Below are 15,618 nucleotides of genomic sequence, written 5' to 3'. Positions count from 1 at the left end.
CGCCCTACCTTGCTTTCAACCTGCCTTAGACGGCGCGAACGCCCGCCCGCCACACAGAATGCGTCAGGGGAATCCCTGGCCGGTACGCCAAGTGCGTTGCCGACGGCGCCTTCAGCATGTGAAGGTCCGCGCGATGACCGACGGCGAGCGAACCCACCGCCCGTTCGCCCTCGACGTCGTTCCCTGACTCCCGACCCAACGCCAGCGCGCCGCCGTATGTCGCCGCCCGGACGGCTTCATGGACGCTGAGGTGCATCTGCAGGACCGCCGTGGTCACACAGAAGGCAATGGAACTCGTGTAGGAGGTGCCAGGGTTGCAGTTGGCGGCCAGGGCGATCTGGACGCCCGCATCGATCAGCTCCCGGCCAGGCGCGAGCGGCTGTCGCGTGGACAAGTCACAGGCAGGCAAGCACGTTGCGACGGTTCCACGGACGCCACTGCCCGTGGCCGGGTCCCATCCCGCCCAGGTTCCCGCGAGCGCGTCAACGTCCTTGTCCGAAAGATAGTTCACGTGGTCCACGCTGGCGGCCGCGAACTCCACGGCCAACGCCACACCTGGCCCCTCGCCCAGCTGGTTGCCATGCACGCGCAGTCCCAACCCGGCATCCCGGGCAGCCGTCAGGACCCGGCGCGACTGCTCCTCCGTGAAGGCACCGCGCTCGCAGAACACGTCCGCCCAGCGCACGTGCGGCAGGACGGCGTCGAGCATTTCACCGCAGACCAGGTCCGTATACTCCTCCGGATCGGAGCCGGCCGGCACCAGGTGCGCGCCGAGATAGGTGACCTCGTCCACCAGGGCCGCGGCGATGCGTGCACTCCGGGCTTCGTTCTCCACGTCCAAGCCGTAGCCGGTCTTGCTCTCAAGGTAAGTAGTTCCCTGCGAGACGGCTTCCTCCACCCGGTCCTGCACCAGGCGGGCGAGGTCGTCGTCGCTGACGCTGCGCGTGGCACCCGTGGTGACGGCAATCCCGCCGGCGCTATAGCTCTGCCCGGCCATCCGGGCCTCAAACTCGGCTGTGCGGTCACCGGCGAAAACGAGGTGGGAGTGCGAGTCGACCCAGCCGGGCAGGACGGCGCGGCCTTCGGCGTCGATCTTTGTATCGGCCACGGGAGCATCCTTGCTGGAACCGATCCAGGCAATACGCTCGCCTTCGAACACGATCGCGGCGTCCTTGAGGACACGATGCTCCAGGTCCTGGGTCATCAGCTCGCCGATGTTGGTGATGAGAGTGCTGTTTTGTCCTGGACTGCTGATTCCGCTCATGTCCCTATTGTTCAGCGCCGGATGGACCAGCGGACGGCCGCAAGCTGCTCAGCTGTCCGGGATTCCGGACTGTCGGCCTCTACGTTTCCCAGGATGAGGTCTGCGGCAAGTTCAGCGATGGCCGAGGACGTCTGGAATCCATAGCCGCCCTGCCCCGCCAGCCAAAAGAACCCCTTCGCTTCGGCGTCGAAACCAACCACGGGGATTCCGTCCGCAGCTTCCGTGCGCAGCCCCGTCCACGCCCGGTCCACTGAACGGATGCCCAAGGATGTCAGTGAGTTGAGCTTGCTGATGAGTTTGTCCACATCGCCGGCATAGGGTTTGGCGTCTTCGGCACCGCTGGGCACGGTTTCCGACGGAGAGATGAGCACCTGGTCACCCTCGGCGCGGAAGTAGAACGAGTGGTCGGCGGCAGCCACCATTGGCGTTTGCCGCGTCAACGATTGCTCGACGTTCACAATCGCCGCAGTCCGCCGATACGGCTGCAATCCCAGCTTCTCCACGCCGCTGATAACGGCCAACTCATCCGCCCACGCACCTGCGGCGTTAACCACGACGGCGGACTGGAAACCTTCCGTTCCGGCACCCACCTGCCAGCCGCTTCCGAGCCGCTGGGCCGAGTGAACGCGCGCACCGGTGATGATGTCGGCCCCGGCGGCCTCGGCCCTCGTCCGGTGATCTTCCAACAAGGCGGGTGCATCGCAACCAAACGAGCCATTGTCCAATCCTGCCGCCGTGAACGAGTCCGGCTTCAGGACCGGGCAGAGCTGCATGGCTTCTGCATGGGTGATTGTGTGCATGTTGCCGCTGGCCTCTGCCTGGACAGTTTCCTCATCGCCCACCAGCATGAAGCCGCGCGGGGTAAGGACGGGCTCAGGAAGTTCGGCGTCGCGCGCCCTCATCATTTCCAAGGTCCGGACAGTCAACTCCTGCACCACGGGCGGACCGTAGCTTGGGATCAACTGGCGGGCCGACCTCGAAGAAGTATGGAAAGCCAACGACTGCTCCGCCTCCACCAGTGCCACAGTGCACTTCCCTGCAAGCGCGGACGCCAGGGAAAGCCCCGCAATGCCGCCGCCAACGATTACCACGTCATAATTCGAAGCCATGGCTCCATCCTGTCAGAAGGCATGACGGGTGCCCAGATCGATGCGCTCTCACATCCAACCCCCAAACGGCCCGATGCGCTCTCACATCCAACCCCCAAACGGCCCGATCTTCTCTCACATCCAACCCCCACCGGCCCGATGCTTGCGGCCGTATGGTTTTCTGAGACAGCTTGATGGGAGATTCGTTTCAGATGACCACGCCCAGAAGAAAATATGATGCCGCTTTCCGTGAGGAAGCAGTGCGGCTGGTGCTGTCCACGAACCGTTCGGTGAAGCAGGTCGCCGAGGAGATCGGGGTGAAGGAAAGCACGCTGGGGAACTGGCTTCACCGACATCGGGAACGTCAACCAAATGCCCCTGTCCCGTCCGAGGACAGGGGCCCGGTTGCCTGGGAAGAACACCAAAAGGCCTTGGCCGAGAACGCCAGGTTGAAGGCCGAGGTCGAGTTCCTGGGAAAAGTCAGCGCCTTCTTTGCCGCGAAGCAAAAGTAGAGGATTTCTACGAGTTCATCGAAGCGGAGAAGGCCAACCATTCAGTGGTGTGGCTGTGCCGGGCATTGAAGGTCTCCCGGGCCTCGTTCTATCGGTGGCGCAACCCCGCCGGGCCCTCACCACGTGCCGTGCGGCATGAGGATCTGGTCACCGCGGTCACCGACCTCTATACGAAGGAGGAAGGCCGTGCCGGACGGGACCAGTTGGCCTTGTTGCTGAACGCGGCCGGGACCAAGGTCTCCGCCCCAACCGTCGGAGCCATCATGCGCGAGACCGGTCTGCGTGCCATCCGAACTCAGGCCTGGAAACAGACCACGGTCCAGGACCCGCAGGCCAAGACCGCCCACATCGAGAATCACATGCTCGACACCGACGGCAAACGCGACTTCACCTCCACCGTGCCCGGGACCCGTCTGGTCGGCGATATCACCTACCTGCGCACCGGCGAAGGCTGGCTCTATCTGGCCACCGTCATCGATCTGTTCTCCGGCATGGTCATTGGCTGGTCCATGGCCGGACACATGCGTGCGAGCCTGTGCACCGCGGCCCTGCAGATGGCCCGGAACCACGGCCGCTTCGCCGAGGATTCTGTGGTCTTCCACTCCGACCGCGGCGCCCAGTACACCTCTGAGGAATTCCAGCAATGGTGCGGCACGAACGCGGTCACTCAGTCCATGGGCAAGGTAGGGGTGTGCTGGGACAACGCGGTCGCCGAGAACTTCTTCTCCCACCTCAAAACCGAGTTCTACCACCACCACCGCTTCGGTTCCAGGCTCGCCGCCCGGACCGCCGTGATGGACTACATCGAGGGCTGGTACAACCGCCGCCGACCCAACCGCCGGGCCGGCGGCGCACCACCCGTAACAGCCCACACCGCTTACCAAACCACCGTTCAGGGACCCCTGGCCGCCTAACCAACAACAACGAGAACTGTCTCAAAAACTTGACGAGCGCAGCTCTCTCCCTTGCGTCAAGAAAGTGAGAGAACATCCGCCGGGAGCCCGCAGGATGTGAGAGCGGATCCGGTCAAAAGGGGCAGGATGTGAGAGAACATCGGGGGCAGGGCAGCTTACGCGACCGCTGCGCGACTCTTCACGAACGCCTGAACGCACGCTTCGACGTCGTCCGCGCTGTGTGCGGCGGAAAGCTGGACGCGGATGCGGGCCGCTCCCTTCGGCACCACCGGGTAGCTGAAGGCGGTGACGAACACACCGTGACCGAGCATCTCGTCGGCCACCTTTGCGGCCACGACGGCATCCCCGAACATGACGGGAATGATGGCGTGTTCGCCGTCGAGCAGCTCGAAGCCTTCCTCGCTCATGCGGCGACGGAAGAGGGCAGCGTTCTCGAACAGGCGAGTGCGGAGTTCACCGGATTCCTGCACGAGCTCGATCGCCTTGATGGTGGCGGCCACGATGGCGGGCGCCAGGGAGTTGGAGAACAGGTAGGGGCGGGCCTTCTGGCGCAGCATCGCTACGATCTCGCCACGGCCGGAAACGTAACCGCCGGAGGCGCCACCGAGGGCCTTGCCGAAGGTACCCGTGAAGATGTCGACGCGGTGGGAAACACCCGCATGCTCAGGAGTGCCGGCACCCGTAGGGCCCATAAAGCCGACGGCGTGGGAATCGTCCACCATCACAAGGGCATCGTGCTTTTCGGCGAGGTCACAGATGGCTTCAAGCGGCGCGAGGTAGCCGTCCATGGAGAACACACCATCGGTGACGATGATCTTCCGACGGGAGCCCTCGGCCTCAACGAGCTTGGCCTCAAGGTCAGCCATGTCCTGGTTGGCATAGCGGAAGCGCTTGGCCTTGCTCAGCCGAATGCCGTCGATGATGGATGCGTGGTTGAGGGAGTCCGAGATGATGGCGTCTTCAGGGCCGAAGAGTGACTCAAACACGCCGCCGTTGGCATCGAAGCAGCTGGAGAACAGAATCGTGTCCTCGGTGCCCAAAAACGCCGAGACACGCGCCTCGAGTTCCAGGTGAAGATCCTGGGTGCCGCAAATGAAGCGCACAGAGGCCATGCCAAAGCCGCGCTCGTCCATCGCGGACTTGGCTGCGGCGATGATGTCAGGGTGGTCGGCAAGGCCAAGGTAGTTGTTGGCGCAGAAGTTCAGCACGGTGTTGGCTGGCTGGCCGAGTTGGCCTGCGGCGATGTGGCTGGCCTGCGGGGAATCGATGTGGCGTTCGGTCTTGAAGAGGCCCGCGCTGCGGATCTCGTCGAGTTCGCCTTGGAGTTGGTTTTTGATGGCTGAGTACATGGGGTGCTCCTGAATACGTCGGGAAGGGTTCGGTGGCGGCAGCGGGGTTACAGTTCGGTCCAGTCGAGGACCACTTTGCCGCCGGTGCCGGCGCGGGCGATCTCGAAGCCCTTTTCCCAGTCGGCTGCGGACAGCTTGTCGGTGACGACTGCGGAGATGTTCCGGTGCAACACGGGGTTGGAAGAAAGCATGGCGCTCATCGCGTACCAGGTCTCGAACATCTCGCGGCCATAAATGCCCTTGAGCGTGAGCATGTGGGTGACCACCTTGCCCCAGTCGATGTCGATGGACTGGCTGGGAAGTCCCAGCATGGCGATCCGCCCGCCGTGGTTCATGTTGTCGATCATCTCAGGCAGGGCGGTGGGGTGTCCGGACATTTCCAGGCCGATATCGAATCCTTCGCGCATACCCAGCTCCCGCTGTGCATCGCGGACGCGCATCCTGGAAACGTCGACGGCGAGGTCAACACCCATTTGACGGGCCAGTTCCAAGCGCGGAGCGGATACGTCAGTGATGGCGATCTTGCGGGCGCCTGCGTGGCGGGCGACGGCGATGGCCATCAGCCCGATGGGTCCCGCACCGGTAATGAGGACGTCCTCGCCCACCAAGGGGAAGCTAAGCGCGGTGTGGACGGCATTGCCGAAGGGGTCAAAGATGGCGCCGAGTTCCGGCGTGACGGATTCGTCGTGGTGGACCCAGACATTGGTCTCCGGAATGACCACATATTCGGCGAAAGCACCATCCCGCTGCACTCCAACGGAGACGGTGTGGATGCACATCTGGCGGCGCCCTGCACGGCAGTTGCGGCAGATTCCGCAGACGACGTGGCCTTCGCCGGAGACGCGGTCCCCTACTTTGACGTCACGGACGTCCTCGCCGACTTCCACCACTTCACCGTAGAACTCGTGGCCCGCGATGAGCGGCGTTTCGATGATGCTTTGAGCCCAGGCATCCCAGCTCTGGATGTGGAGGTCGGTACCGCAGATGCCCGTGGTCATGACACGGATCTTGACGTCGCTGGGTCCCGTTTCGGGCTCGGGGCGGTCAACGAGTTCGAACCCTGCGTGTGGTCCGGATTTGTAGAGAGCCTTCATGGGATTCCTCACTGCTGGGGCTGCTTCGCTGCTGCTGACTCCATTAGAGCGCCGCTAACGATTTAGCACAACTAGATTCTTCTCAATCAACGATTTAGTATTTGCTAATGGAAATACATCAGTTGCAGATGCTCCGTGAACTCGGTGACTTGGGGAGTGTAAAAGCTGTGGCTGAGACTCTTATGGTCACCCCATCGGCCGTTTCGCAACAGCTCGCACTCCTGCAGAAATCGGTGGACGTTCCGCTGACTCGCAAGGAGGGACGCGCCCTGGTGCTGACCGACGCCGGAAAGGTCCTCGCCGAGGCCGGGGCCGCCGTCGTGAATGCCATGGCGGATGCGCGGGCAGCGATCGGCGCCTATCACGACGCTCCCGACGCGCCCGTGAGCGTCAGCGCCTTCCACAGCGCGGGGCAGGCGCTGTTTGCGCCGTTGGCAGCGCTTTTGGCGTCCGACGGCGGAAGGTCGCCAAGGCTTCGACTCTCGGATGAGGATGTGGCGCAGGAGGATTTCCCGGGGCTGGTTGCACGCTACGACCTCGTCCTGGCACACAGGATGGACAACAGCCCGCCCTGGCCCGAAGACAAAGTGGCCGTGATCCCGCTGGCGGACGAGCCCCTGGACGTCGCCCTGCCCGCGGACCACCCGCTGGCGTCCCGGCGCGAACTGAAGCCGTCCGACGTCGTGGGTGAAACCTGGGTGACCAGCCGCGACGGCTACTCCCCCGCGGACGTGCTCGCCGCCGTCGTTGCCGTGAGTGGACGGCCCGCCGAAGTGCTGCACCGCATCAACGACTACTCAACTGTTGCCGCGCTTGTTGCGGCTGGTGGTGCAATCGGACTCCTGCCAAGGTTCACGGCACGGCGCGTCCTGGATGCCGGTGTTGTGCTGAGGCCCCTTTCCGGCGTGAACTCGGTGCGCAAGATCGACATTCTCGCACGCCCGGAAACGCTGAAACGGAAATCGGTCATGACGGTTTGCGAGTCACTTCAAACCGTCATGACCGAACTTATCGAGCTATCCAGCCCCGCTGGCTAGTCGCGGACCAAGGCGGGTTGGCCGGCGTCGAAGTATGCCACGAGCCCGGCAGGCAGGGCAGGGACTTCCCGCGCGCAGCCGTCGCCGCGCAGCGATTCGGTGGCGAGGATGCCAGCCGCCACTGCTTGCCGTGCAGCCACCGGGCTGGTTTGCGTGGGGCCGCCCTGGGAGGCGAAGCGCAGGAATTCCTCAATCAGGCGCGGGTCTGCGCCCCCATGGCCTCCGTCACCGTCCTGGATCGTGTGCACCTCGTCCGGTGGAGCGTAGCCGGAAGTCCGGCTGGTCCAGACGTTGATGGTCTGCCCTGGACCGTCGCCAAAGTTCTCGATTCTGCCTTTGGTGCCGATGATCGTGTAGTTGCGCCAGTAATCGGGTGTGAAGTGGCACTGCTGGTAGGAGGCCAGCACACCGTTGTCCAGGACCATGTTCATCATGGAAATGTCCTCGACGTCGATCACCTCCGCCAGATCCTTCTGCTCCGTGGGGGGCCAGTTTTCCACGGAGAACCATTCGCCCATGCGCTTGCCGGAATTGTTACTGCGCTTGCTGACGTTGCCATAGACCGCAAGATCGCCGACGGCGGCAACCCGCTTGGTGTACCCGCCGGCAAGCCAGTGGATCACGTCGATATCGTGCGCGCCCTTTTGGAGGAGCAACGAGGTGACATTGGCGCGCTGGGCATGCCAGTCCTTGAAGTAGTAGTCCCCACCATCGCCAACAAAGTGCCGGCACCAGACGGCCTTGACCTCACCGATCCTGCCCTCCTGGATGATGTGGCGCATCTGTACTACAACCGGCATGTGCCGCATGTTGTGCCCAACGTAGAGGCGCGTTCCGGTCTCGTACGCCGTCTTCAGGATCAGGTCCGCTGCCTCCAAAGTGATATCCAGCGGCTTTTCGCAGAAGGTCGCAATGCCGGCCTTAAGCGTACGGACCGCGACGGCGGCATGCTGGTTATCGGGCGTTAACACCAGGACGGCGTCCAGGTCGCTGGCGAGCACTTCTTCGAGGTCGCTGGTTATGCGTGCCGAGGGAATGGCCGCCGCGGCATCCGCCCGTCCCCTCTCGCTCACGTCGCAGACGATGGTGACTTCAGAGCCCTTGCCCGGCTTGTGGGCGTGTCTCCACAACCCGGAGCGCAGACCGAAACCCACGATGCCGACCTTCAAATCCTTTTCCATGAGGTGCAATTTCCTTCTGCTGGTTCGTCTAATAATGTCTGGTTGCGGAGCTGCGGTGAGGTGCCGATTCGCGCACGAACAAGTGCCATGGGAAGTCCAGGACCGCAGGCTCACGCCTGGCGTCAGGCGCAGCGGGTGACGTTGCCCTCTGCAAAAGAAGCCTGGCAAGCTTGCCGAAGAAATCCACGGGGCCCACCGTGCTGAGCGACGGCGACATCCGCTCCCCCTCCACCGTGTTGCCCACACCGATGATGTCCACGTCCACACCAACGGCGAGCCCGATCCGTTGAGCCGCATTGATGGCTGCGACGGCGGCGAAGTCCGTGGTGGCGTAGATGGCAGTAGGCCGGTCCGGCAGGCTGAGCAGCCGCGTTGTGGCAGCATACGCACCGGCAGATGTGCCATCGAAGAGGCCCACGTAATCCTCGTTATCCGGGATGCCCGCTTCCGCCAAGGCATCTGCGTAGGCCCGGAAGCGGGTGCCGCCAGGGGCGCCGGCGGCCGTGGCCGGGGTGAGGCAGGCGATCCTTCGATGGCCGTGGAGGAGGTGCTCCACGGCCATCCGGCAACCCGGGCCTGCAATGGACCTGATGACGTCAAAGCCCTCGGGTTCAAGCCCTTCGTCGAAAACCACCAGCGTGGTCCCGTGCTCCGCGAGCTTCCGCAAGGCATCCCGCTGGTCGGGACGGACTGCATCCACGAAGACGGCATCGGCGTTATGGGTGCCAAGGACCTTCACCCAGTCGGCGTCGCCGAGGATCATCGGCGTGATTCCCAAGGGAGCTGCCGCCTTTTGCACCGCCTCGATGACGGATAACGACCAAGGATCGGAGAGCATCGTCAATGACAGGATGACGGTGTTCGTCCGCCCTGTCCGGATAGCCCGGGCAGCCTGGTTGGGGCGGTAGCCCAGGCGCTCCGCAACAGCCTTGACCTTCTCCGCCGTCGGGTCCGAAACTCCGGGTCCCGCATCACCGCGGCGACCCGACAACACATAGGAAACCGTGGCCGTGGAAACGCCCGCGAGTTCGGCCACCATACGGATGGTGGGCCGGACGCCTGTGTTACCCGCTTTTGCCATGAGTTCCCCCTGCTTGTTCGTTTCTGATGCCGTCTTGTTTTTTGAGGCTAACTCCTGAATACGGGAGCAGCGGGATCCAACGCGGCCTGGTATTCGTCGCGCATCTTGTCACCACCTTCGCTCTTCCAGCGCTTGACCGCATCCTTGAGTTCATCGATCCTGGCCCGTCCGGTGATGATGTCCACCACCTTGTCGCGGAGTTGTTTGGTGATCTTCGCCCCCACCTTGGCGTTCGTATCCGAGTAGGAACCATTGGTGGGGTTGCGCCATGCGAGCTCCAGCAATTTTTCTTCCTGCTGGCTGACATAGCGGGTGTCGTCGTCGAATCCCGGATTGAAAATGACGTTCTCCGGGCTGGACATGATGTTCAACGCTGAAACCAAACCGGGGGCATTGGTGGTTCCAGTCTCCGTACGCACGGGGTTGCCCGAGCCGTCCAGTGTGTAGTCCTGGCCGAGCTCGCCGAAGTTCTTCTGCATGTACTCCACCGTGCCGAAAGGTGCCGACAGGTAATTGATGAGGGCCAGGAGTTCACGGATCTTGCCTTCCCCGGCCTTCTTGAACGGCGTGAAACCCACCGTCCCATAGCCCATGTCGTAGGTTGGCTTGACCTTCCCGTCGGCGCTGAACGGAACAAGGATGTCGAACTTTGCGCTCTTGTTCAGTGTCCGGTAGCTACGGAGGTCATGGGGACCCACCACCACCTGTGCCGCAACACTGCCATTGGCAACCCGGGAACGAATGTCCGTGGCCTTGGAATCCGGGTAGAAAACGCCGGCTGCAAACATCCTGGCCGTGAATTCGACGCCGGCCATGTACTCGTCCGTTTCGTACAAATGCGTCAACGTACGGTCCTTGTTGACGGCCCAGCTGTTCGGAGCGCCAAACCACTCGGTAACCATGTGCAGGGCATTGATATAGGCCGGCTCGAGAGCATACTTCTGGTCGCCTGGACGCGTCAGTTCCTTTGCCTTGTCCAGGAACTCGTCAGCGCTCGCGGCCTCAAAACCACCTACTTGCGCCCATACGTCGTGGTTGCCCAGGTAAACCTGGCCGAACGGGGTGCTCGGGATGGGCGCTCCCCAGATCTTGCCGTTCACGACGGCGGTCTTCCAGGAATCGGGCTTGAGCGCCGCCAGGTTGGGGTACTCAAGCACTGCGTCACCGGAGAGGTAGGGCGTCAGGTCCTGGAACTTCGCCTCGAGCATGGGGCCAACATTGGGAATTCCCTGGTTCGGTGGCACCCACATCATGTCCGGCAGCTCATTGCTGGCCAGGACGGTGGCAAACTTGGCCGGATAGCCGTCTCCGATGTCCTCGGCAATCTGCAGTTCCAGGTCGCCGCCGAGCTTGGAGTTGAGCCGTTGCCAGAAGGGGTTGTCCTTCAGACCGGGACTCATGGTGTCGAAGGTTTCCGTCAGACCGGTCACCTTGCCCTTAAGCGGCGGAGCCTTCACGGACTGCACGGCGGTGGGCAGCTTGAAGTATCCGGCTTGCAGGCCTTTGGCGTTGCCGGCAAGGTCTGGAGTTACGCCGGTGAATTCCTTGTAGGTGGGCAGCTTGACCGAAGCGGAGGCTGCGGCGCCTCCAGTGCCTGCGGCTCCGCCACCACCGCAGGCGGACAAGCCGACGGCGGTCACGGCCAGGCCTGCGAGGCCAAGGAAACCGCGGCGGCTGAATCCAGCCTGTGAGGTAGTGCTCGTCATGGCATAAGCCTTTCTGGTTGTTTGCTGGTAGTTGATGCTGTGCTTGTTGCAGGTATGCCGCGGGAACGGCTAACCCTTCACGGCGCCGGTGATGACGCCCTTGGCGAAGTGCTTTTGAAGGAACGGGTAAACCATCAGGATGGGAACCAGGGCCACCACTACTACGGCCATCTGGATGGATTGCGGAGGCGGTGTGGTGGTAATTCCGAGCTGGTCTGCCGCCCCGCTGCCCTGTACTACGAAGTTGCGGAGCAGCAACTGGATGGGCCATTTACTGTGGTCATTGATGTAGAGCAGTGCGTTGAAGAACGAGTTCCAGAATCCAACGGCATAGAACAAGCCGACGACGGCGATAACGGCCTTGGACAGTGGCATGACGATCCGCCAAAGGATCTGCCAGTCGTTGGCGCCATCGATCCTGGCGCTTTCGATCAATTCGCCCGGGATGTTCATGAAGAACGATCGCATCACCACGAAGTTGAAGGCGCCAAATATGCCCGGAAGGATCAGCGACCACAGGGAATCCAGCAGCCCGAGCTGTCGAATCATGAGGAAGGACGGGATGAGGCCCGGCGCGAACAACAGCGTGAACAACACCGCAAGCACCACGGGCCGGCCGAAGAGGACTGACCGGCTGGTGGCGTATGCCATGGTGATGGTGACGAACAGCGCCAGGATGGTGCCCACGGCGGTGATGAGCATGCTCACCCCCAGGGATTGCAGGACCATGGGGCCTTTGAAGATCGTGGCGTAAGCCTCCAGGGTGGGACGTTCCGGCCAGAGCACGAATCCGCCGGCCTGTACGAGTTGTTCGGTGTCCGCCAGGGACGTGGACACCACCAGGAGGATCGGGGTCAGGATCGACAGGCTGAAAAGGACCAGGACCACGGCCTTTACCGTTTGGTACAGAGGAGAAGGGCGTTCCTTCCAGACGGGTCGTTTAGGGCTGTAGCTCAATTCCCGCGGTTTCCTCGTGAAAAATGTTGTTGCCATAGGGTTCTCCTTGTGCAGCAGCCGCGTGGGCTCAGCGTGCTTGCTTTGCAAAAATTCCGTCTTCGCCGAAGCGGTGGGCAAGTTTGTTGGCGCCGTAGATCAGCAGGGCACTGACCACACCCTTCGCCAGGCCCGCTGCGGCACCTGAACTCCAGCCGCCACCGACCACGCCCGTGTAGTAGGTAAAGGTGTCCAGCACTTCCGCTGCCCCGGCACCCACGGCATCGCGTTGGAGGATGAACTGCTCAAAACCGACAGAGAGAATGTCGCCAATGCGCAGGATCAGGAGGAGCACGATCACCGGCCTTAGCCCAGGCAGGGTGATGTGCCACATCCGGCGCCAACGTCCCGCGCCGTCAGCGGCCGCTGCCTCATACAAGGAGGCGTCGATGCTTGCCAGGGCGGCGAGGAAAATAATCATGGCCCAGCCGGCGTCCTTCCAGATCATCTGGACAACCACCATCAGGGGGAAGGTTTCTGGATTGGTCATGAACGGAATCGGATCCATGCCCATATCGCGGAGCAGGTTATTGACGAAGCCCGCACCGCCCAACATCTGCTGGAAGAATGCGATCACCAGGACCCAGGACAGGAAGTGGGGCAGGTAGGCAATGCTCTGGAAAATCCTGCGGATCCGCGTGCTGATCAGAGAATCAACAATCAGTGCAAGCACCAACGGCACCGGGAAAAGGAAAACCAATTGCCACGCCGCCAGGTAGAGCGTGTTCCAGAAGGCATGGATGAAGTCGGGATTGCCGAACAGGTCCACGAAGTTCTGCCAGCCAACAAAGAGGCTGTCCCCGATGCCGAGGTAGGGCTGGTAGTCCTGGAACGCGATGACGTTGCCCAGGATGGGGATATAGAAGAACAGCAGCAGGAAAACGATGCCCGGGAACATCATCAGGAGCATCTGCTTGTCGCGCCTGAGCCTTGAACGGAAGCTTTGCTGGGGTGCCCTGTTGCCCTTGCGCCTCCCCGTGCCGGATTTTCCCGGCAATGGCTCCGGGACGCGGCGCGCTTCCGGCAAAGCCGGAGCTTGTTGCGTCGTCGAGTTCATGCTGTCTCCTCAGTGCTGGGGCAAGGGTTATCAGTGTTGATTGAAGAGTGTGATTCAAAACACTCTCGTTAACCGTTTAACAAACGATAAACGACGACCATCATGTTTGCAAGATCATGATTGAAACTGAGGATAGAAATCAATTTTGATCATTCTTGGTGGTGTGGCCCACCCCACTAAGATTGATGGAGAACCGCAGAGGGAAGGCTGACATGGCAGATTGCTGCAGCCCGGGCGCCGGCGCCCGGGAACACACCACACCCGGACTGACGCTCCCACTACGCGCGGCGGGCGGACACCGGAACCCGACGACCGGCGTCGTACGTTCGGGCCACGACGCCGCGGCAGCGGGTCATGGCGACGTCCAGATCCCGTCCGGGACCTTCGCCATGGGCGATCCTTTCGGTGAAGGCTACGACGGAGACGGCGAGACTCCAGTCCACGAAGTGTCCGTTTCCGGATTCACCATCAGCGCCACCGCGGTCACAAACACGGAGTTTGCGGCGTTCGTGGATGCCACAGGGCACCGCACGGAGTCTGAAGAGTTCGGGACCTCTGCCGTGTTCCATCTTGCAGTCAAGGCCGAGCCGCACGACATCCTGAACAGAGTCAACAACGTCCCTTGGTGGCTCAATGTCCGTGGCGCCGACTGGGCCCACCCGGCCGGACCCCTCTCCCACTGGAAGGACATCCCTGACCATCCAGTGACGCACGTGTCCTTCAACGACGCCTTGGCCTACTGCGCATGGGCTGGCCGACGACTGCCCACCGAAGCGGAATGGGAGTATGCAGCCCGGGGCGGCGCGGCCGGGCAGCGCTATCCATGGGGCAACGAACTTCACCATGACAGCGCCGAAGGCAGCGCCCGGCACAACTGCAACATCTGGCAGGGCGAGTTCCCCGTGCGTAACGACGTCGAGGACGGCTACCTCACTACAGCGCCGGCCAGGTCCTTCGCCCCCAACGGCTATGGGCTCTACCAGACCAGCGGCAACGTCTGGGAATGGTGCAACGATTGGTTCCTGCCCAAGTACTACAAGACGTGCCTGAGCGCCGGAACCGTAAACGACCCGCAAGGCCCAACAATTGGCCGCGGAAGGGTCATGCGCGGCGGCTCATACCTATGCCACGACTCCTACTGCAACCGTTACCGGCTGGCCGCGCGGAGTTCCAACACGCCTGACTCGGCCAGCGCCAACCTCGGATTCAGGACCGTAGCGCTCTAAAGCCCCCGGTCAGGCGAGGGTCCCCGGTCCGGCGAGGGTCCCTGGATCCGGCAGAGATCTCAGTCAGTTGATGATTTCGCCGCGCTCGTCAGCCAGAATTGCTGCCAGGCGTTCTCTCCACGCCCGCAGCGCCCCGGGCTCCAGTCGCGTCCAATCGGTGACTTCGCCGAGGACCCTGAGCGGGGCCGCGCTGCGGTATGACCGGGTGGGATTGCCTGGGAATTTCTTGTCCGTCACGTTGGGATCGTCCTCGAATGCGCCGGTCGGCTCGACGACGTAAACGCGCGGCTCCGTGTCCCCGGCCGCGAGTTCGGCAGCCAGTCCCGCGCCATCCCGGAGAGCTGTGAAGTAGATGTGGTTCATCACGACCTCGGGACGGTAATTCGACCTGAAGCCCGCGCTCAGGAGATCACCTTCCCGAAGGTCGGCCTTCGTGCCATGAAAGAACGGACCCTCGTCCAACGGTGGATTCACAGTTACACCCTAATCGCAGAACGCGAGGGGCGACTGGTCATAGTCCCTGATGTCCGCGCCCCTTGAGGCCGTGACCTTTGAGCGCGGCCGGAAGCTCACCGGCCACAATGCGCTGCGCCGTCACGGTGTCGCCGTCTTTGGACCCGGCTATCCTGACGGTGTCGCCGGTCTTAAGGTCCGCTGCGGTAGCCGAAGGCAGCGTAGGCTTGCCCTTGCCGTTCCGGAGCTCCGAAAGTTTAGTGGGCATCCGTGAGATGCGCGTATCTGAAGTGATCGCGTAGCTCTGCGTGAAGCCATCATCGCTCTTCACCGTGATCGAGGTGCTGTTCACGGACTCGATCTTGCCTGTCTGTGTGACCACAGTGCGGAATGTGCCGTCCGGCTCTTTCACAACGTGCTCGCCATGGATCCCATGGGCTCGCCCTTCAGGGCGCTTGGCGCCGTCAGTCGTGGTGGGACTTGGTGATGCGGTAGCGCTCGACGGCGATGGGCTGGGTTGGGTGCCTGCCCACACTGCGGCTGCCGCGCCGCCGGTCAGGGCGACGGCAATGCCGCTGGCGATAAAGGCCTTGCGAAGGCCCGGTGTAATGGTGGCCATGCATCCATTCTGCTCCTGGCCGGACAAAAAAGTAGCTGGCAGTT

The 15,618-nt window shown here is 62.6% G+C and carries 14 protein-coding genes; 3 read left to right on the top strand and 11 right to left on the bottom strand.

All coding sequences use genetic code 11. The features are described 5' to 3' along the window. Nucleotides 1–25: 25 nt before the first annotated feature. Both hutI and J2Y41_RS07725 read right to left on the bottom strand, forming a co-directional pair. On the bottom strand, nt 26–1,264 hold the full coding sequence (hutI, locus tag J2Y41_RS07730; RefSeq protein WP_309927740.1) for an imidazolonepropionase: 1,239 nt from the start codon (nt 1,262–1,264) through the stop codon (nt 26–28). 11 nt (nt 1,265–1,275) lie between these two features. Beyond that, a complete protein-coding gene (locus J2Y41_RS07725; protein WP_224166915.1) occupies nt 1,276–2,373 on the bottom strand; it encodes an FAD-binding oxidoreductase in 1,098 nt (365 codons plus the stop codon). A 191-nt stretch (nt 2,374–2,564) separates the two neighbouring features. Between J2Y41_RS07725 and J2Y41_RS07715 the strand changes: the two genes are divergently transcribed. After that, nucleotides 2,565–3,778 (top strand): IS3 family transposase gene (locus J2Y41_RS07715; protein WP_396133491.1). Its coding sequence is split into 2 segments (ribosomal slippage): nt 2,565–2,826 and nt 2,826–3,778, totalling 1,215 coding nucleotides; the frame shifts between segments, so codons are not numbered across the junction. A gap of 155 nt (nt 3,779–3,933) precedes the next feature. Here the strand turns inward: J2Y41_RS07715 and J2Y41_RS07710 are convergent. Further along, nucleotides 3,934–5,127 (bottom strand): glycine C-acetyltransferase, encoded by a 1,194-nt coding sequence (locus J2Y41_RS07710; protein WP_309927737.1) that lies wholly within the window; start codon nt 5,125–5,127, stop codon nt 3,934–3,936. Between the two features lie 47 nt (nt 5,128–5,174). Continuing rightward, entirely contained in the window at nt 5,175–6,221 is a 1,047-nt protein-coding gene (gene tdh, locus J2Y41_RS07705; RefSeq protein WP_224092059.1) for an L-threonine 3-dehydrogenase, read from the bottom strand. A 107-nt stretch (nt 6,222–6,328) separates the two neighbouring features. Here tdh and J2Y41_RS07700 point away from each other — a divergent pair, with 107 nt between their 5' ends. After that, nucleotides 6,329–7,258, top strand: a complete 930-nt coding sequence (locus tag J2Y41_RS07700; RefSeq protein WP_224092057.1) for a LysR family transcriptional regulator — start codon at nt 6,329–6,331, stop codon at nt 7,256–7,258. On the opposite strand, the gene J2Y41_RS07695 is transcribed toward J2Y41_RS07700, so the two are convergent. The 5 genes from J2Y41_RS07695 to J2Y41_RS07675 form a co-directional block, all read right to left on the bottom strand. After that, a complete protein-coding gene (locus J2Y41_RS07695; RefSeq protein ID WP_309927734.1) occupies nt 7,255–8,439 on the bottom strand; it encodes a Gfo/Idh/MocA family oxidoreductase in 1,185 nt (394 codons plus the stop codon). The two genes, J2Y41_RS07700 and J2Y41_RS07695, sit on opposite strands and share 4 nt — an antisense overlap. 28 nt (nt 8,440–8,467) lie before the next feature. Then, nucleotides 8,468–9,520, bottom strand: a complete 1,053-nt coding sequence (locus J2Y41_RS07690; protein ID WP_309927732.1) for a LacI family DNA-binding transcriptional regulator — start codon at nt 9,518–9,520, stop codon at nt 8,468–8,470. A gap of 47 nt (nt 9,521–9,567) precedes the next feature. Continuing rightward, complete coding sequence (locus tag J2Y41_RS07685) at nt 9,568–11,226, bottom strand: sugar ABC transporter substrate-binding protein (RefSeq protein WP_309927730.1); 1,659 nt, start codon at nt 11,224–11,226, stop codon at nt 9,568–9,570. 69 nt (nt 11,227–11,295) lie between these two features. Further along, entirely contained in the window at nt 11,296–12,219 is a 924-nt protein-coding gene (locus J2Y41_RS07680) for a carbohydrate ABC transporter permease (RefSeq protein WP_309927728.1), read from the bottom strand. A 31-nt stretch (nt 12,220–12,250) separates the two neighbouring features. After that, on the bottom strand, nt 12,251–13,276 hold the full coding sequence (locus tag J2Y41_RS07675) for an ABC transporter permease subunit (protein WP_309927726.1): 1,026 nt from the start codon (nt 13,274–13,276) through the stop codon (nt 12,251–12,253). A gap of 212 nt (nt 13,277–13,488) precedes the next feature. On the opposite strand from J2Y41_RS07675, the gene J2Y41_RS07670 reads away from it, so the two are divergent. Beyond that, nucleotides 13,489–14,502, top strand: a complete 1,014-nt coding sequence (locus J2Y41_RS07670) for a formylglycine-generating enzyme family protein (RefSeq protein WP_309927725.1) — start codon at nt 13,489–13,491, stop codon at nt 14,500–14,502. A gap of 63 nt (nt 14,503–14,565) precedes the next feature. Here the strand turns inward: J2Y41_RS07670 and arr are convergent, their stop codons facing one another. Both arr and J2Y41_RS07660 read right to left on the bottom strand, forming a co-directional pair. Next, complete coding sequence (arr, locus tag J2Y41_RS07665) at nt 14,566–14,976, bottom strand: NAD(+)--rifampin ADP-ribosyltransferase (RefSeq protein ID WP_309927723.1); 411 nt, start codon at nt 14,974–14,976, stop codon at nt 14,566–14,568. A 37-nt stretch (nt 14,977–15,013) separates the two neighbouring features. Beyond that, on the bottom strand, nt 15,014–15,574 hold the full coding sequence (locus J2Y41_RS07660; RefSeq protein WP_309927721.1) for a DUF5666 domain-containing protein: 561 nt from the start codon (nt 15,572–15,574) through the stop codon (nt 15,014–15,016). Nucleotides 15,575–15,618: the final 44 nt, after the last annotated feature.

The sequence above is a fragment of the Arthrobacter sp. 1088 genome, assembly GCF_031455315.1.
In the GTDB taxonomy this organism is placed as follows: Bacteria; Actinomycetota; Actinomycetes; order Actinomycetales; family Micrococcaceae; genus Arthrobacter.
Note: the sequence above shows the minus strand (reverse complement) of the source record. Positions and strands in the feature narration are given on the sequence as shown.